This window comes from Bacillus sp. 103mf, from assembly GCF_900116295.1.
GTDB lineage: Bacteria > Bacillota > Bacilli > Bacillales > Bacillaceae_G > Bacillus_A > Bacillus_A bruguierae.
In genome coordinates this window covers 112,261-130,328 of the sequence record NZ_FPAF01000011.1, presented here as the reverse complement: position 1 = coordinate 130,328, position 18,068 = coordinate 112,261, and the positions used below count along the sequence as shown (strand labels likewise).

Below are 18,068 nucleotides of genomic sequence, written 5' to 3'. Positions count from 1 at the left end.
TCAATCCCTCGCATTTGTTCTTCTATTTCTTGTTCAATAACATCTGTTGAAGCTACTTTGGATTGAAAATCGTTTGGGAAGGCATCATTTTGACGAATCAATTCTTCACACAAGTAAATAATCCCTTGGGCTAAAGGGCGGAATGTTTGAGCGAAGAATGCTTTTGCACTGTCGTAAGTTTGCCCCTGCAAAACTGCATCGAACATAAAAGCATCAATCGAATTGATGGCTTGTTCCATTCCTTGAATCGTTGCATTACACATAGCATTCATACTTTGTGTTTGAGATTGTACTTCTCCGAGATACATGTTTAGGCTCATGACCTCGCCTCCAGTGCTAATTTTTGGCGTTGGTGGTGAAGATCATTTTCTAGATTGCTTAGGTTTTGTTTCTCCTTTAGCAACGTTTCTTTTTGGTCTTCCAATTCGTGGGTAAGCTTTCGCTCAATTTGCCCTGCATCTTGACGTAAATTATGAAAAAATTGTCCTAGTTCTCTATCATTATGCCAAGTTTCTAATATACGGTCAAACAAGCGATAGCTTCGCCCTTTCCATTGATAAAAATCTGCTTCCGCTTGTTCTTGCCTTTGAATCGCGCGTTGATTTTGATATTGTTCTTCAGACAGACTTCTTAATTTTTCGTTCAGTTGACTCATTTGTTTTTGGATATCTTGACTCATTTTTTCACTCCTACTTCTCCGTGTTTATGTAGGTTGTTATATCACTTGAAAATTCTTTGAAGTTCGTTATCCATACGCTCAAATTCCTGGGCTACAGAATGAATGTTATTAGCAGCTTGTTGAAAAGCACTATAAAATTGTTTTGTTAATTCCAATGCTTGTTGATTCGCTTCTTGTGCTTTGGAGTTGATGGATAACGTTGTACGTGACGATTTGGTTATGGATCTACTTGTGGCACTTTGAATTGTGTCAGAAGCGTTTCCCATTTGCGTCGCGATTTGTCCTGCCGTTTGAAAATTACTTTGAAATTGCCCCATCGCTTACATCCCTTCTATAATTTAATGAATTATGAAAATTATACCATATCAATATATAATAGGATAATTTTGTAAATAAAAAGCCCTTCTCACATGAGAGGGCTTTACACTTAATTACTTATCACAAGCAATTCCATCACCATCTCGATCTAAGTTTGACGAGTATGCTGGATGTCCTTTCGGAATATTTGAGAAACCAGCAGCTTTGGCCTCTTTACAACTTTTAAAGTTATAGTTACCTTGTGGTAAATTGTTATTTGGTTGTTGCTGTGCAGTTTGTTGTTGTTCCTGTTGTTTCTTTTGTTCTTCCTGTTTTTTCTGCTCTTCTTGTTGTTTTTTCAATTCCTCTTGTTTTCTCGCTTCCTCTTGCTTGCGTTTATCTTCTTCTAGTTTCTTTTGTTCATCTAATTTCTTCTTTTCTTCTTCAGCATTTTTTTGACATTCTTTAGATTTTTCATCTAATTCCTTTTCTTTTTCTTTTAATTTTTTCTCAAGTTTGTCTAAGTCTTTCTCTTTCTTACTTAGTTGTTGCTCTTTCTTTTCTAATTCAGATTTTTGAGCACTACTTGTGTTATTGTTACACGATGCTAACAGAATCAAGAATAGGACTAATAACGTAATGATAACACGCACTGTTTTTGTGAAATGTTTATGTTTCCACATTACAAATAAACCAATTGGAAAGAAGATGATTAAAAATAAAATAGTCCAAAATTTACTGTTCATTTTTGTCCTCCTTGAAGATTATGTGTTATGTTCCAAAGTTTAGTATAACAGAGAAAAGTGTATAATTTTACATAACTTTTTATTTATAGGATTATCTTTGTAAGAAAAAACAATTGAAAGTTGGAGTAAAGATATTATGACTATTACATCTCCTTTCTGTATAAGATTAATGGAAATTTTATACTGTATTTACACTTCCTTAATACCCATCCACTAAAATTTTACATGTAACTAATTAGAGTAAAGGAGATGGAATTAGTGGAACAAATACAAATATACGATGTATCTGTATCAGAAGGGCAAGAGTTAATATGGCATATTGCTGAAGTTAAACGTGGTCATAGTACGTATCGTTTCGAAATTCATAAGGCTACTGATTGTATAACAGTATATTTTATTGGTGAAGATCACAGTAGGTTTATGATTACTAGTCTTGAAGAAATGCTTATGATGATACCAAACGAGATAGAGAAGAAACGTTATCGGAATATAGTAGGTAACGCTGATTGGTTGTTACTAAATGGTATACATGATTGTCGAGGTATGACAGAAAAAGAGGCGACAGCTTTTTTATATTTGAAGGAAAATGTGTTAGATGAGATGGAAGCGAGTATAGAAGCATAATAAAAGAGAAAATGTCGAACGATTAATTATTTCTCAAACAAGATATACTGAATAGAAAAGAGCAGGTGAAATAAGCTAAAAGCCCTCTCATGTAAGAAGAGTAACTTATAATTCAATGTATAGGCACGTTTGGTGAAGGATCCGTTTTAGTAAAACAAGCACGTGAAAAAGGAGTTACAGCGCCAATTATGGGCGGTGACGGTATTGATTCTCCAACAATGGCAGAAGTTGCAAAAGACGGATTAAAAGATACGTATTATACAACAGTAGCGACAGCACCAACAGTAACAGAGAAAGGGAAAACATTTGTAACAGAATATAAGGAGAAGTTCAAAAAAGATGTGGAAGCATACTCTGCATATGGATATGATTCAGCTGGCGTTATTTTACAAGGAATTAAAGATGCTATTAAGAAAAATGATGGTAAGTATCCAACACGTGAACAAGTACGCGATGCGGTTCGGGCTATAAAAGAATACGATGGAGTTATTACGAAAGTAGCTTTCGATGATAAAGGTGATAACAAATTTGCCAAAGTTTACATTTATAAGTATGAAGGTGCGAAATATCCAGGAACGCAAGAAGGGGAGGTAAGTAAATAATGAAAAAAACCCGGCATCTGCCGGGTTTTTAGTTTGGATTAGAAAGTCCATAGAAAAACATCGTGAGGATTTCTTTTGTTTGCTGTTCACGATTTTGACCGACTATGTGTGTAACGAATTGATCACTTACCTTAGAAAACGCATTGATATATAACAAAATCATATCTTTTGAAAGATTTGGATTAATTTCTTTTTTCTGTTGCGCTTCTTCAATAAAGCGAAGAAAAAGGGGAAGCGCTTTTTCATTTTGATATGTAAATAGAAAATTACGCAATTCTTCATCCGTTTGCATTGCTTGTTCAATCATTTCAGGATGTAAACGGTTTATACTTTGTAATTTTTGAGTCATAATACGATGTATTTTTTCTTGAAAAGATAAGTCGCTCGTTAGCAGCTCTTCATAATAATGGACCTCTTGAATTGTAAACTCTTGAATGAGTTCGCGAAATAAAGCATCTTTACTCCCAAAATGATTATAAATTGTAACTTGCGAAACCTTTGCTTGTTTTGCAATATCTTCTATTTTTACATCTTTATACCCATATTTAGAAAATAACTCTAAGGCAGCGGCTTTAATGGCTTGTTTTTTCTTTTTTTTCACCTTTTCGAAACCGTTCATATTCAATCACCTCTACTTAAATATACAAGATAATACGAATAGAAACAACAATTTTGAAATATAGGCTTTATTAAACTTCAAAAAATATTGATTACTTTGTGATGGAGGAGTATAATAATTTTGAAATATGATATATGAAATATTTCAAAAAGGGGTGATTTTATGTTAATTGTTCAAAATGTAACGAAACAATTTTCAAACGGAAAAGGTTTATTCGATGTTTCATTTCAAGTAAAAGAAGGGGAAGTATTTGGTTATTTGGGACCAAATGGAGCTGGAAAATCAACAACAATTCGCAATTTAATGGGCTTTATACAACCTACTTCTGGAACAGCGACGATTTTTGGACTCGATTGTTGGAAAGAAGCAGCAAAAATTCAAAGAAGTGTTGGTTATTTACCAGGAGAGATTTCTTTTATAGAAGGAATGAACGGACTGGAATTTTTACAACTTATGCAAGGAATGCGTGGGATGAAAAATAATGGCCGCCGTGATGAATTAATTGAACGCTTTCATTTTGATGTGAAAACACCTATTCGAAAAATGTCTAAAGGAATGAAGCAAAAGGTAGGGATTGTAGCAGCATTTATGCATGATCCTGAAGTACTCATTTTAGATGAACCGACTTCAGGTTTAGATCCGCTCATGCAGCAGTTATTTGTAGATCTTATATTAGAAGAAAAACAAAAAGGGAAAACCATTTTTATGTCTTCCCATATCTTCACAGAAATTGAGCGAACATGCGATCGAGTGGGGATTATTAAAGAAGGACGATTACTAACGGTTGAAAATATTCATGATTTGCGAACGAAACAACGGCAGGTTATTGATGTGACAGTATCTTCGCACGAAGAATTGCAATCATTAAAGAAAACGGCGTTGCAAATTCAGAATGTGCAAGGGAATACAGCTTCTATTATTGTACAGGGAAATTATAATGAACTTCTTCAAACATTGGCGCAGCATAATGTAATTGGTTTTCAGGTGAGAACAATGGATTTAGAAAATATCTTTATGCATTATTATGATGCGGAAGGAGAAAATCGATTATGAGTAAAGCGTTATTTGTTGCTAGTTTAAAAGCAAATGCGAAAATGATTTTGAACTATGCAGTTGGTTCCGTTCTTTATTTATGGTTACTCATTTGGATCTTTCCATCGTTTTCATCTGTAAAGGGAATAGATGAAATAATGAAAGCAATGCCTAAAGGGGTTTTAAAAGCAGTAGGGTTCGAAAAAGGGATTGAACAATTGAATGACTTTTTAGCTGGAGAATATTATGGTTTAATCTTTGTTTTGCTCTTAATGGTATATAGTATTTTAGCATCAACACAACTTGTTGCTCATCTAGTTGATAGAGGATCAATGGCTTATTTATTATCTACATCTGTTTCGCGCACAAAGGTAATTTTGACACAAGCATCTGTCTTAATCATTGGACTATTTACAATCGTCATGGTTACTTATCTTGGCGGTTTAGTTGGGGCAGAATGGTTAATTGAAAAAGTATCTCTTGATAAAGTGCTATTTTTAAAACTCAATTTTCTTGACGGACTTGTATTTCTTGTTATTTGTGCCTATTCATTTTTCTTTTCTTGCTTACTGAATGATGAAAAGAAAGCGTTAAGTATTTCTACAGGTATAACAGTATTATTTTATGGATTAGATATGCTAGGAAAATTGAGTGAGAAATTGGAATGGATGAGAAATCTATCTATATTTAACCTATATCGTCCACAAGAAATTGTGGATGGAACTTATAACATATGGCCACCAAGCATTGGTTTACTTGCAGCATCTTGTATTCTTTTTGCAATGGCTGTTATGCTGTTTAAGAGAAGAGACTTACCTTTATAAAGATGTTATGTAAACAGGATAAAAAATACAAACAACCTTATTTCGCTATTCAACTGAGATAAGGTTGTTTTTTGATCTGTTATCCTTGTAATAACTGCTATATTTTCAAAATAGGAATGCTTGTTTCTGAGAATGCTCATTTAAAATGATATATTCAAGTGGAACAAACGACATAAAAACCCTTTCTATTTAGGGGAGGACGAGAGCATCTGGCCGTGCATAGAAGCGGTCAGTGCCTTTTCCTACCATATGCGAGTACAGGTCATGTTGTATTCTGCATAGCGACGACTTATAAAGAAAAGCGGAGCCGACTGTTTAGGCCCGTTTGCTAAGGTTCTTTCACACAGAAGGTGTTTTTTACCTTCTCGTGTGGAAGGTTCTTAGACATGAGGGCTTAGGAGGTAGAGCTAGACAAAGATACCGAAAAATTAAAATGGATTTATAAAGTGGAAAAAAGAATAAGAAGGTTGCTATTGTTGTGAGTAGTAAAAATGAGTTTGTCAGATAAAATATGAGAAAGTTTTTTCAGCGTTATGAGAGGAACAAAGGAAAAGGCCAAAAAAGACGATATGTATAAGATTACAATGTACCCAAATAATTGCTTTATATGAGTTTAACGAAGTAGTAATAAATAAAAGAGTTATAGCATCCATATAATGAGGGGGGCTTTTTTTATAGTTTATTTCATAGAATGATTATAAATATTACTGTAATAAAATAATTTTTAGAATTTTCAATAATATAACTTTACAAAATAGAAAAAAACAGTAGAATATTAATTAATAGAAATTTCTGATAAATATATAGAGGTGTGAAATTATCAGAAAATTCATAATAATGAGTATCGTACATAAAAATTAGGGAGGGTACAAAATGAAAAAGATGAAAAAAATCACAGCTGTAGTAGCGCCAGTGTTAGCAATGAGTGTGGCGCTAGCAGCATGTTCTGGGGCAGGGGACAAAAAATCAAGTACAGAGCCGAAAAATGGAGACAAAAAAACAGAGGGTAAGTTAGCGGCAAAACAAGTGCTAAACTTAGTAGAGGCACAAGAAATTCCTTCAATGGATGTTTCAAAATCAACAGATACTGTTTCTTCACTTATCTTAGGGAATACGATGGAAGGTTTATATCGTCTTGATAAAGATAATAAGCCTATTCCAGGCATTGCAGAATCTTATAAAAAGAGCGATGATGGTAAAAAATATACATTTAAACTTCGTAAAGATGCAAAATGGTCAAATGGAGACCCTGTAACAGCAAAAGACTTTGTCTTTGCATGGCAGCGTCTTCTAGATCCAAAAACAGCAGCTGAATATGCATTTATTGCATATGATTTGAAAAATGGAAAAGCGATTAACGAAGGCAAATCACCAGTTGATTCTTTAGGTGTAAAAGCAGTAGATGATTACACATTAGAAGTAGAATTAGATAATCCTGTTCCATATTTCCTTGGCTTAACAGCATTTACGTCTTTCTTACCGCTAAATGAGAAAGTGGTAAAAGAACATGGAGATAAATATGGTTTAGAAACTGATAAGATGGTTTATAATGGACCATTTAAAATGACAGAATGGAAGCATGAGCAAGGCTGGAAAGTACAAAAAAACGATCAGTACTGGGATAAAGCAAATGTTAAGTTAGAGGAAATCAATTGGAGCGTTGTGAAAGAACAATCTACTCGTGTCAACTTGTATGAAAGCGGCCAACTTGACCGTGTTGGTTTAACAGCTGAATACGTTGATAAATATAAAGCAAATAAAGATGAATTTGGAACGCAGCTAGAACCGTCAACGTTCTTCTTACGTTTAAACCAAAAACGTAACGGTCAAGATACAGTATTTAAGAATAAGAAAGTTCGTGAAGCAATTGCGATGGCATTTGATAAAAAAGCATTAGCAAATGTAATATTAAATGATGGTTCTAAACCAGTAGATTCCCTTATTCCAGAAAAATTTGCTGCAGGCCCAGATGGAAAAGACTACCGTGAAACATTTAAATCTACTGGCATCAAAACTGATGTAAAGAAAGCGAAAAAAGTTTGGGAAGAAGCGAAAAAAGAATTAGGTAAAGAAGAAGTAACAGTTGAGTTCTTAAACTATGATACAGATAATGCAAAGAAAATTGGTGAGTACTTAAAAGAACAGCTTGAGAAAAACTTACCAGGTTTAAAAATTAATATAAAACTTCAGCCGTTTAAGCAAAAATTAAAATTAGAAACAGCGCAAGATTATGATCTGTCTTATGCGGGCTGGAACCCAGATTATGCGGATCCAATGACATTCTTAGATATGTTCCAAACGGGAAATCCACAAAACGAAATGAGCTATTCAAATGCGAAATATGATGAGATTATTAAGAAATCTCAAGGTGAATGGCTAACAGATCCGAAAAAACGTTGGGAAGAAATGGGGAAAGCTGAAAAAATTCTACTTGAGGATGAAGTAGCACTCGTACCGATGTTCCAAAACGGAAGATCATTCTTACAACGTCCTACTGTACACAATATTTATAAGCATAACGTTGGTAGCCAATACAGCTACAAATGGACATATATCACTGAAAAAGAAGGTAAATAATCATTTGAAAAGAGGAGGATGCGATATCGTATCCTCCTCTTTTCGCTGTTTATATATAAATCCAACTTGACTTTCCAACACACAAGTCGCCGCCATGCTGAACAAAAAATAACCTGCTACTTTTTTCTCTCTTTGTTTGAACTTCGCACGTGGAATAAAAAGGAACTGACCGCTTCTACGCATGGCCAGACGCCCTCGACAATCTAAAAAGAAAAGGGGTTTATGTCAGGTTTTTAATTTGGATCTATATATTTTGAAGCGTGATGAATACATATGCAGTACGACACGAAATGGAAGTTTCACTTTATTATTTCATAGAATGATTATAAATATTACTGTAATAAAATAATTTTTTGATTTTTTTAATAATATTACTTTACAAAACAAAAAAAATTAGTAGAATATTAATTAATAGAAATTTTCTGATAACTGAATAGAAATAGAAAGTTATCAAAAACTTTCTCATAGGTAGTATCGTACATAAAATTAGGGAGGGTACAAAATGAAAAAGATGAAAAAAATCACAGCTGTAGTAGCACCAGTATTAGCGATGAGCGTGGCACTAACAGCATGTTCCGGGGCAGGGGACAAAAAATCAAGCACAGAACCGAAAAGTGGAGACAAAAAAACAGAGGGTAAGTTAGCAGACAAGCAAGTATTGAATTTATTAGAAACGAATGAAATTCCATCTATGGATACTTCTAAAGCAACAGATCAAGTTTCGTTTCTTGTGTTAAACAACGTAATGGAAGGTTTATACCGCCTTGATAAAGATAATAAGCCGACTCCAGGTGCTGCAGAATCACATAAAAAGAGCGACGATGGAAAAAAATACACATTCACACTTCGTAAAGATGCAAAATGGTCAAATGGCGACCCTGTAACAGCAAAGGATTTCGTTTTTGCATGGCAACGTCTGTTAGATCCAAAAACGGCTGCTGAATATGCATTTATTATGTATGATGTGAAAAATGCAAAGGCAATTAATGAAGGAAAAGCACCGGCTGACTCGCTAGGAGCAAAAGCAATTGATGATTATACATTAGAGGTAGAGTTAGAAAATCCAATTCCATATTTTATTCAATTAACATCATTTGCTTCATTCTATCCATTAAATGAGAAAGTTGTAAAAGAAAAAGGCGATAAATATGCCTTAGAAGCTGACAGCTTAGTATACAATGGACCATTCTCTTTAGCTGAATGGAAGCATGAGCAAGGTTGGAAATATAAGAAAAATGATCAATATTGGGATAAGAAAACTGTGAAGCTAGAAGAAATTAATGTTAGTGTAGTTAAAGAGCTATCTACTCGTGTTAACTTATATGAGAGTGGCCAAGCTGACCGTGTTCTGTTAGCTGCGGAATATGTTGATAAATATAAAGGAAACAAAGATGAGTTCCATACAGAGTTAGATCCGTCAACATTCTTCATACGCCTAAATCAAAAACGTGGCGGTCAGGATACACCACTGAAAAATACGAAGCTTCGTCAAGCAATTGCAAAAGGCGTTGATAAAAAGGGATTAGCGAATGTTATTTTAAATGACGGCTCTAAGCCAGCGGACTTCCTTGTGCCAAGAGAGCTCACAACTGGTCCAGATAAAAAAGATTTCCGTGATACATTCGGCGGTTCTATTAAAGATGTAGTATATGATGCAAAAGAAGCGAAAAAGCTTTGGGGAGAAGCGAAGAAAGAATTAGGTAAAGAGGAAATTACACTTGAATTATTAAACTATGATACTGATAATGCGAAGAAAATCGGTGAGTACTTAAAAGCACAATTAGAGAAAAACTTGCCAGGTTTAAAAGTTAACTTGAAGAACCAACCGTTTAAACAAAAGTTAAAGTTAGAAACAGATCAAGATTATGATATCGCTTATGGTGGTTGGGGACCAGACTATCCAGATCCAATGACATTTATTGATCTGTTCGAAACAACAAACTCTCATAACCAAATGAGTTACTCAAATAAAGAGTATGATGAAATCGTGAAAAAAGGTAAAAAAGAACTATTAACTGATGTGAAAACTCGTTGGGAACAGCTTGGAAAAGCGGAGAAAATCTTACTTAAAGATGCAGCAATTGCACCGCTATTTCAACGTGGTAATTCTTTCTTAGTACGTCCGTACGTACATGACATCGCTTCTCACACTTTTGGCGGCGATTTCAGCTATAAATGGGCATATGTTACTGAAAAAGACAATAAAAAATAAAAGTCAGCTACAAAGAGGATACAATACAGCAGTCTGCTAAAAAATCCTAATAGTTTAAAAAGTGATAGCTTTCTCGATGAAAATGAGGAAGCTATCACTTTTTTTATGTATAAATGGTTGTATTCCTTCTAGGTAGTGTCATGGATGATTTCGAAACAATCATTTCGTAACCTTTTTTCTTTGTGCACATTTTGAAGCGTGATGAATACATATGCAGTACTACAATAAAACAAAACTTTCATTGATTTATTTTTTATTATTTTGTTTAATTTCATTGCCAAGTATAAGATAGAAGGAGATATTTATGAAACAATGTTCTTATTTAGATTTCCTTGCCGCATTTGGTGTTGGCAGTGCACATCCAGGAGGTTTTACAGTAACAAAGCAGTTATTAGCGCAGTTTTCATTAGGGCCGTATACAAAGTTATTGGAAATTGGGTGCGGAACGGGCAGGACAGCCTCTTATATTGTGAAACAATATGGCTCGGTGGTAAGTGCAGTTGAAATGAATGAAACGATGGTTCAAAAAGCAAGAAAGAGATGGAATAAAGATGGAGTAAATATTGAACTCATAAAAGGAAGTATAGAGGCACTAACGTTTCACGATGAAGTGTTTCATATTGTATTAGGAGAATCTGTTCTTGCTTTTACGAATAAAAGGAAAGCGATAGATGAATGTTATCGTGTCTTACAACGCAGCGGGGTACTTCTTGTTAGTGAAATGGTAACTGAGCAACACCTATCAGTACATGAGGAAGAACAGATTATAGCTTTATATGGAATGGAACAACTATTAACAGAGCAGGAATGGATTGCACTCTTTCAAGAAGCACAATTTACAACAGTGCGTGTGCTTGGAGGCGGAACTATTGCAGAGACGATTTCTGCACACATAGAACAACCAGAGTGGGATATATCAGATTTTATTTCACAAGATTTGTATGAGGCGTGGATCTCGCATGAACAAATTTTACAGCAATATAAGCATAGATTAGGACATCGAATTTTTATGTGCCAAAAATGAAGAAGCCAACACATGTTGGCTTTTTTAAATGAAAAATAAAGCAGCTAATGTAATGCCGAAAATGAATCCAAAACCAAGTTCAACAGCACCAAATCCGCCGCGTCCAAATCCGCCACATCCAAACCCGCAATTATCACATTCGCCTAAACCGCCGCAAACATCACACCCACAGTCAGAATAGCCAAATCCGTAGTCAAATTGTTTTTGATGAACGGGTTCAATCCATACTGATTTATTCGTTACATCGACAATTTTCCCAATATGAATATTGCCGTCATAGTCTTCAACACGTACGACTCGTCCGTGATATCGTCGACATGTGTAATAATGTTGATGAGAACACATATAATTTCTCCCCTTTCTCTTTCCAATATTACTATATGATATAGGGACAACAGTGGCTTGTACGTTTGTCTATTCCTTCATAATTGTGATGAAAAACGGGAAGGATAGGGAAAGAATGATGTTAGTAATGAAAAAAACTGTTGCCTGTTAGATGAAACGAAAAGGAGAGAAAAAAATGAATCGTTCAGATACGTTTCAAACGTATGAAATGTCGTGGGAGGAATTAATAGATGCACTGCGAAAAGAAATGGTGCGTCAAGTTGGAGCCGATATTATTGATAGTATTGTTTGTGATTTAAAGGATGGATTTGAAGTGTATACATATGTACAGGGAGATCTTGCGTTTGAGTATAAGGAAGCACTTGAACGAAAATTTGGAACAGATAGCAAAATTCCTAACCTATTAACAGTATTACTGCTAGCGACTATTTATGATACGAAAGAAAGTAATATTCGTCTTCATGCCGACCGAAAAGAAAATCCGGTTGTAGAAGTATATGTGAAACAATAAGAGTGCTTATAGAGGGCACTCTTATTGTTGTTATAATAAAAAGAAAATAAGGATTTGAAAACATAGCAAAATATTTATAAATAGAAATCAAAAACAAGACATTCATCTCTTTTTCTTTACAATCAGTTGACATAATAATATTATAATTATATTTGTTTTTTGAAATACAAGTCATATCTTGTATTTCTTCTCATAAGTTTAAACATAGGAATTTGTCTACAAAGGTGGCGAAGCTTCAACATGTACACTCGAATCATAGCCACAACTATTTTGTTTTTGCTATTTGTATGTATGAACCCTTTTTCTAATTTAGCGAAAGGAGAAGAGGGAAGACAGCGTGTCGTTTCACTTGTGTATGATGATTCTGGAAGTATGCGTAATAACGATCGATGGAAATATGCCAATTATGCCCTGCAAAGTTTGATTGCATTGCTAGATGAAAAGGATACGTTTTCTTATGTGCCAATGAGTCATCCAGCAGGGGAGATATCTGTTTCTTTAGAGAATAGTAAGCGACAAGGAGAGATTGACAAGATTCAAACATGGAATGAGCAAGTTAATACCCCTTTTCAATCGGTAGAAACGGCAATTCAATCGATTAAGAGGGAAGCTCAGGTAAATGCCAATCGAGAATTTTGGCTTATTGTTCTAACGGATGGTGCTTTTAATGAGTTAGAAAAGCAAGATGATAGTGCGAAAAAGCGAATTTCAGAAACGTTAAGTAAGTTTAAAAAAGAAATGGAAGCAAAAAAAGTTTCTTTACATGCGGTATTAATTACAATGGAAGAAAATTTAGGAACGCAAGAACAAATACAAATGAACAGCTTTAAAGAGATTTGGAAAAAACAAACGAATGGAAGCGTGCTACCTACAAGCGGAGAAGATGGTGTTATTCACAGTGTTAATCAAGCGGCTGCATTGGTAGCGAATCGTGATCCATTTTCAGCAGTAGAAGAAGCGGTGAAAACAAATATAGTAGGAAATAAAATGGAAATTACTACACCGTTTCCATTAAAACGAATTACGCTTGTTAATCAATCTTCTCAGAAAGTGCCATATCGTATTCAAAATATAAAAGGGTCACTCCAGTTACAATCAAAATTTTCGATTCAAGCACCGGCAGGAATGGGGCTATATGGTGGCATTACACATATTATGTCTAAAAATAATGATGTAATCGAACCCGGTGCATATATAGTAGAAATTGATCAAGTAGTTTCAAAGGAAAATATGAAAGTGCTTGTCGAACCAGCATTAGATTATACGATTTCCACTTATGAAAAAGAGCAGAAAAAGACAACCGAACAATTCTATGAAGGTCAAACAGCAATTATAGAAGCAAAACCAACAAATGTACCAGTAGATACTTCATATTTTTCCGCACAAATAGAAATAAATGGTCAAATGTATGCGATGAAATGGAGTAGAGAGCGGAAAGCCTTTTACTATGAAACAAAGATAGGAAAAGAATCGGTACGCGGAAATGTACACATGAATATAAAAGGATTTTATCGCCAAACGAAAGAATTTTATATTCAATCTGTTCCAAAACCAAAACTATCATTACAAGTTGTGACAACGAATTATACAGAAAAAGTAACAAATTTAAAGCATAGTGAACCATTTATCATACAGCCGCTATTGAATGATAAAGCAATGTCAGAAGCAGAAGTAAAGGAATTACTGAAAACAGCTACTGTTACATTTCATAAATCTATCAACTATGAGATAAAGCAACATAGAAATCAACTGTACGTCTATCCTCGTCCTTATTACTCCAACACATTTAATTTTACAGATACCGGCACCGTAGAAGCTACCATCACATTACGAGATTCACAATTACAAAAAGTGAGTAAACAAATTTCACTTTCGATTATCGATGTCCCTTTTTTCGAGCGTTATGCGATCATTTTCGGGCTCGTTTTACCGTTTAGTATCATCTTACTCATGATTGCAACTCTTATTGTTGGATGGGTGGTTCGTCCGCGTTTTCATAGGAAGGCGCTTATATATTATGAGTGGGATCAATCTATTGCGGAAGATTGGTTATACAAATCTGAACCAGAACCGCTGCGGACAAAATGGTGGAATCATTATTTTGGTATTCCATTTCGAGCAGAGCGGAAAACCGTGCAGTCCGTTACGTTTATTGCAAAAAAAGGTTCAAAATCTATATTTGTGACGAAAGATTCTCAAGTACCAGGTATGGTGATCGATGGTATGTTTTTAACAGATGAAGAAGCAGGACGTGAACATAAAACGTTATATCCGAACGAAATGGTTGTCATTGATCGTGGATATGGAAAAGAGTTATATAAGTATGAATGTGAATAAATAGGAAGGTGGTTCACATGGATTTTCAAGTGCCGACAATTTTAATTGGACTCGGAGGAATTGGCAGCACGATTACGCATGATATTTATCGAAAGCTTCCACTAGAACGGCGCAAAAAAGTAGCGATGCACGTCTTTGATACAGATATTAATACGTTAAGTCATTTTCAACATATTCGTAAATTTGTGACGCAAACGAGTTCTAGTAAAACACCGCGCGAATATATAGCAGAAGATCCAACAATCCCAGACTGGTTTCCGATTGATCCAACTATACTAGATAAACCATTAACAGAAGGTGCAGGTCAGCTTCGAGTTATTTCTCGCTTAGCACTTCGCGCGGCAATGAAGGAGGATAAATTAACATCGTTTTGGCAGGAAATTGAGAAAATTTTTCCGGTCACTAGTGATAAAACAGAGTACGGTGTACGAGTTATTATTATTACATCATTAGCTGGCGGTACAGGTTCAGGGATGTTTTTGCAAATCGCTCTTTATTTACGAGAAATGCTTCGGAAAAAGTTACAACATCACAACATTTTAATTCGCGGCGCTTTCTTGCTTCCTGACGCTCTCGTAAAGACGCGTACAATAAGCGGGAAAGAATTTGAAGCAGTGCAAGCAAACGGCTATGCATCATTAAAAGAATTGCACGCTATTACATTAGGATCTACAGGAGAATTATCACGCCGCGGGGGCGTTACAATTGAGTTAGAATACAGGCCTGATCAAGTGGATGAAGATGGTCGTACAAATCATACAATTATGCAACATCACTTACCATATAATTATTGCTTTTTATATGATTATGAAAATTTACATGGACATCATTTAAATAGCTTGTCTGACTATATGGAACAAATGACAAATACGATTTATTTACAACTATTTAGTCCAATGTCAACGAGTCATTTTGCGCAGGAAGATAATCAAATTCAGCAACTTGCTGATTCAAATGGTAAAGCCCGTTATTGCGGGGCGGGAGTCGCGAAACTTATTTATCCATATGAAAATGTTCTTCGTTATTGTGCTTTGAGATGGGCGGTACAAGGGCTAGATGAATCATGGCTTCATTTAGATCGACTCTTTTTAGAGAAGAAAAGTCGGTATGAGCAAGATGTTCGCCGCGGCATGCAACGTGAAAAACCAGAGCGAGGGAAAAGTTTCTTAGAGGATTTAGAACATTTAGCGACTCGTCCAGAACAAGCACATGTATTTTATAAACAAATGTACTATGAAGCACGTGAAGGGGCAGAAGGTGGAAAAATCGGTATATCAAAAGCAAAATTGTTTCTCGAGTCAGTAGAAAGTTATGTACAGCGTACGGTGCAAAAAGATGAAGAGTTAAATCGTTTGCAGCGTGAGTGTAAAATTTCGGCTGCAAAGTTGAAAATTGCCGAGCAAATGAAAGGAGAAGTCGCACGAGTAGACCATGCGGTGCGGTTATATGCGTATGCAATCCCAAGCCGTGTACATGAGCATGTAACAACATTGGTATATGACATAATTGAAGCAGATCGTTTTACGCCAAGTGGTTCAGAGGGACAGTCATATCAGTTAAATACATGGTTTTTGAAGAAAACTGATCCCGTTCATCCTGTTGCTGCAAGGTATATGTTATATGAAATTCGTAAATTGTTAACGGAGAAAATGAATCGTTTGCACGAAAATAATGAGCAAAAGCGTAATCTCGTTCAAAATTACGATAAAAAGTTTAATGTAAGTAATATTGAAGGAACGGTAACGGCCGTTCGACGTGTTGAACTCGCACAGCAGCAGGGGTGGATTGGAAAGGTATTTCATAATGAACAGCGTGTATTCCGAAAAGAATTTCAAGATATCGCTACCCAATATGTACACAAGTTAAATGAGTACCGAAAAGAAATGTTGCTAGAACTTGTGTATCAATCTTTATATCAAGCTGTAGATAAAATGATTCAATATTGGGAGCGTTTCTTTGATAATTTACAAGAAACACGTGAAAATTTATTATTAGATATTCAAAAGCGAAGTAAAGAATTTGAAGGGAAAACGAATCCAACAAATGTATACGTATTAGCAGATGAACGAATGCAAGAAGAAATATGGAACGATATTCATCACCATGTAAACAATGGTGTGCTGCCAAAAGAGATATCTGCTGAAATTTATATGAGTTTATATCGAGAATATTGCAGGGAAGCAGGGGCGGAGGAAGGGCAATCTCAAAAAGTAGAAGATTTTTATCGAAAACACATTTTAACGTATTGTGAAAAGGAACTAAAAGAACGATACAGAGATAAGCTAGAATTAAATATTATTGAAGCGCTTCGAAAAGAAGCTGCTATTCAAAGGCGTGATATGACAGAGTATGTCAGTGAAAAAGTAGAAGATTTATTACATCTAGCAAGTCCATTTATACCAAAAGTTGCGCATCACCGTGAATTACAATATTGGGGTATTCATCCATTTGTTCATCAAGAATTAAATGAAGAAGCGCTCCAAGAAATGTTTCAAGAAAAAGAAACTGTTGATAAAGCTTTTTCGCCGTATGAAATTGTATGTTATCGCGCACATTACGGGTTATCGCTACAAGATTTTCCGAAGTTATCGTCCGGACATCTTGTAAATGGTTATGTGAATGAGAAGGGAGACTACTTTCAAGCGTATTATCGCCGCGTAAATAAATTAAACATTCGTAAATCAAATTTAACGCCTCATCTCGATAAATATTGGCATTTGCCAGCGTTTATGCCAGATTTAAATGCAACGCAAACGAAGTTAGATTATGAGAAATGTAATCGCGCTTTATTATATGCATATATATATCGCTGGATTAGCCTTGCGGCGGTAGATGGTCAGTTCGTTTACCAATATAACGGAGTGGGCCGAAGTTCTCTTATTCAATCGATGGGGAAAAATGTAACGAATGAAGGGTATAAATTACACCGTGCCTTGCTTCATAATCCATTTATATATGAAAACATCATTTCTCGTTTTGAAGAAGAGAAGGAAAAAGCGTTGCAACATGGAGGACATTTGTATACACATTCATTTGTATTAGGTGCGCAAGATATAAGGTGGCTTCGAAAAGAACATGTTCATAATATTTTAGACATTATCTTAATGTATGATAAGGAAGCGAAATATGATTCAACGTTAGAAGAAACTTCGGATGAGTTATTACGATTACTTATGGATGAAATTGAACAGTATTTTAAAACTTATTACGGGACTGGTGCAGAATCAGCGGCTAAAAAAGAAGCAGCTTTATTTGTAAAACAACTATGGAATCGCTCATACGCAAAAGAATTTGTAGATCCTAACAGTGCACCATATAAGAAATGGTTACATCTTCTTAATATACAAATCGAAGAGGAAGATACAAAAACGAATGTTTAAGAAAAGATAGGGAATCCTTAACTTTGGAATGTATTATTTTGAAAAGAGGGATTCTTATGCCGTTTCTTGGAAGTGTGTACCAAGTGTTTGGATTGTATGCAGAAGTTTATCACGCAATGGTTTGTATGGAGAATAAAGATACTCAATCTATTGATAACGGTATTATTAAAGAAGAAAATGAAACTGTAGAAGAATAATAAAGAACATGCAGGTTAACCTGCATGTTCTTTTCGTTTTCTTATAGTTTTACAACATTCTT

18 protein-coding genes are annotated in these 18,068 nt (G+C 35.0%); 11 read left to right on the top strand and 7 right to left on the bottom strand.

Features of this window, described 5'->3' with window-relative positions; genetic code table 11:
• The 4 genes from BM350_RS19990 to BM350_RS19975 all read right to left on the bottom strand — a co-directional run.
• Window positions 1-320: T7SS effector LXG polymorphic toxin (locus tag BM350_RS19990; RefSeq protein ID WP_244548051.1), on the bottom strand; the 320-nt coding region annotated here is incomplete at its 3' end.
• Window positions 317-679, bottom strand: a complete 363-nt coding sequence (locus BM350_RS19985) for a DUF3958 family protein (protein WP_090913466.1) — start codon at window positions 677-679, stop codon at window positions 317-319. The genes BM350_RS19985 and BM350_RS19990, both read right to left, overlap by 4 nt.
• Window positions 680-720: 41 nt before the next feature.
• Window positions 721-996 (bottom strand): TIGR04197 family type VII secretion effector, encoded by a 276-nt coding sequence (locus BM350_RS19980; RefSeq protein ID WP_090913467.1) that lies wholly within the window; start codon window positions 994-996, stop codon window positions 721-723.
• 114 nt (window positions 997-1,110) lie between these two features.
• Window positions 1,111-1,722 (bottom strand): excalibur calcium-binding domain-containing protein, encoded by a 612-nt coding sequence (locus BM350_RS19975; RefSeq protein WP_090913469.1) that lies wholly within the window; start codon window positions 1,720-1,722, stop codon window positions 1,111-1,113.
• A gap of 258 nt (window positions 1,723-1,980) precedes the next feature.
• On the opposite strand from BM350_RS19975, the gene BM350_RS19970 reads away from it, so the two are divergent.
• Both BM350_RS19970 and BM350_RS19965 read left to right on the top strand, forming a co-directional pair.
• Window positions 1,981-2,346: a hypothetical protein gene (locus BM350_RS19970; protein ID WP_175483361.1), complete on the top strand. Its 366-nt coding sequence runs from the start codon at window positions 1,981-1,983 to the stop codon at window positions 2,344-2,346.
• Between the two features lie 107 nt (window positions 2,347-2,453).
• A complete protein-coding gene (locus BM350_RS19965; RefSeq protein WP_348272213.1) occupies window positions 2,454-2,948 on the top strand; it encodes an ABC transporter substrate-binding protein in 495 nt (164 codons plus the stop codon).
• 28 nt (window positions 2,949-2,976) lie between these two features.
• Here the strand turns inward: BM350_RS19965 and BM350_RS19960 are convergent, their stop codons facing one another.
• A complete protein-coding gene (locus BM350_RS19960; RefSeq protein ID WP_090913471.1) occupies window positions 2,977-3,567 on the bottom strand; it encodes a TetR/AcrR family transcriptional regulator in 591 nt (196 codons plus the stop codon).
• Window positions 3,568-3,729: 162 nt separating this feature from the next.
• Between BM350_RS19960 and BM350_RS19955 the strand changes: the two genes are divergently transcribed.
• The 3 genes from BM350_RS19955 to BM350_RS19945 all read left to right on the top strand — a co-directional run bounded on the left by BM350_RS19955 (window position 3,730) and on the right by BM350_RS19945 (window position 8,000).
• Entirely contained in the window at window positions 3,730-4,620 is an 891-nt protein-coding gene (locus tag BM350_RS19955; RefSeq protein ID WP_090913473.1) for an ABC transporter ATP-binding protein, read from the top strand.
• Window positions 4,617-5,423 (top strand): ABC transporter permease subunit, encoded by an 807-nt coding sequence (locus BM350_RS19950; protein ID WP_090913475.1) that lies wholly within the window; start codon window positions 4,617-4,619, stop codon window positions 5,421-5,423. Before BM350_RS19955 ends, BM350_RS19950 begins: the two co-directional genes overlap by 4 nt.
• 873 nt (window positions 5,424-6,296) lie before the next feature.
• A complete protein-coding gene (locus tag BM350_RS19945) occupies window positions 6,297-8,000 on the top strand; it encodes a peptide ABC transporter substrate-binding protein (protein WP_090913477.1) in 1,704 nt (567 codons plus the stop codon).
• Here the strand turns inward: BM350_RS19945 and BM350_RS27065 are convergent, their stop codons facing one another.
• Complete coding sequence (locus tag BM350_RS27065) at window positions 8,001-8,183, bottom strand: hypothetical protein (protein ID WP_090913479.1); 183 nt, start codon at window positions 8,181-8,183, stop codon at window positions 8,001-8,003.
• 319 nt (window positions 8,184-8,502) lie between these two features.
• Between BM350_RS27065 and BM350_RS19935 the strand changes: the two genes are divergently transcribed.
• Together BM350_RS19935 and BM350_RS19930 are read left to right on the top strand one after the other, a co-directional pair.
• Window positions 8,503-10,212 (top strand): peptide ABC transporter substrate-binding protein, encoded by a 1,710-nt coding sequence (locus BM350_RS19935; protein WP_090913481.1) that lies wholly within the window; start codon window positions 8,503-8,505, stop codon window positions 10,210-10,212.
• A gap of 304 nt (window positions 10,213-10,516) precedes the next feature.
• Window positions 10,517-11,236 carry a class I SAM-dependent methyltransferase gene (locus tag BM350_RS19930; protein WP_090913483.1) on the top strand — a complete coding sequence of 240 codons (720 nt, stop codon included), beginning with the start codon at window positions 10,517-10,519 and terminating at the stop codon, window positions 11,234-11,236.
• 24 nt (window positions 11,237-11,260) lie between these two features.
• Here the strand turns inward: BM350_RS19930 and BM350_RS19925 are convergent, their stop codons facing one another.
• On the bottom strand, window positions 11,261-11,581 hold the full coding sequence (locus BM350_RS19925) for a hypothetical protein (protein WP_090913485.1): 321 nt from the start codon (window positions 11,579-11,581) through the stop codon (window positions 11,261-11,263).
• A gap of 175 nt (window positions 11,582-11,756) precedes the next feature.
• Between BM350_RS19925 and BM350_RS19920 the strand changes: the two genes are divergently transcribed.
• The 4 genes from BM350_RS19920 to BM350_RS19905 all read left to right on the top strand — a co-directional run bounded on the left by BM350_RS19920 (window position 11,757) and on the right by BM350_RS19905 (window position 18,006).
• A complete protein-coding gene (locus BM350_RS19920; RefSeq protein WP_090913487.1) occupies window positions 11,757-12,092 on the top strand; it encodes a hypothetical protein in 336 nt (111 codons plus the stop codon).
• Window positions 12,093-12,332: 240 nt separating this feature from the next.
• Window positions 12,333-14,429: a vWA domain-containing protein gene (locus BM350_RS19915; protein WP_090913489.1), complete on the top strand. Its 2,097-nt coding sequence runs from the start codon at window positions 12,333-12,335 to the stop codon at window positions 14,427-14,429.
• Between the two features lie 17 nt (window positions 14,430-14,446).
• Complete coding sequence (locus BM350_RS19910) at window positions 14,447-17,809, top strand: tubulin-like doman-containing protein (protein WP_090913491.1); 3,363 nt, start codon at window positions 14,447-14,449, stop codon at window positions 17,807-17,809.
• 56 nt (window positions 17,810-17,865) lie between these two features.
• Window positions 17,866-18,006: a phosphonate ABC transporter permease gene (locus BM350_RS19905; protein WP_090913493.1), complete on the top strand. Its 141-nt coding sequence runs from the start codon at window positions 17,866-17,868 to the stop codon at window positions 18,004-18,006.
• The last annotated feature ends 62 nt before the right edge of the window (window positions 18,007-18,068 follow it).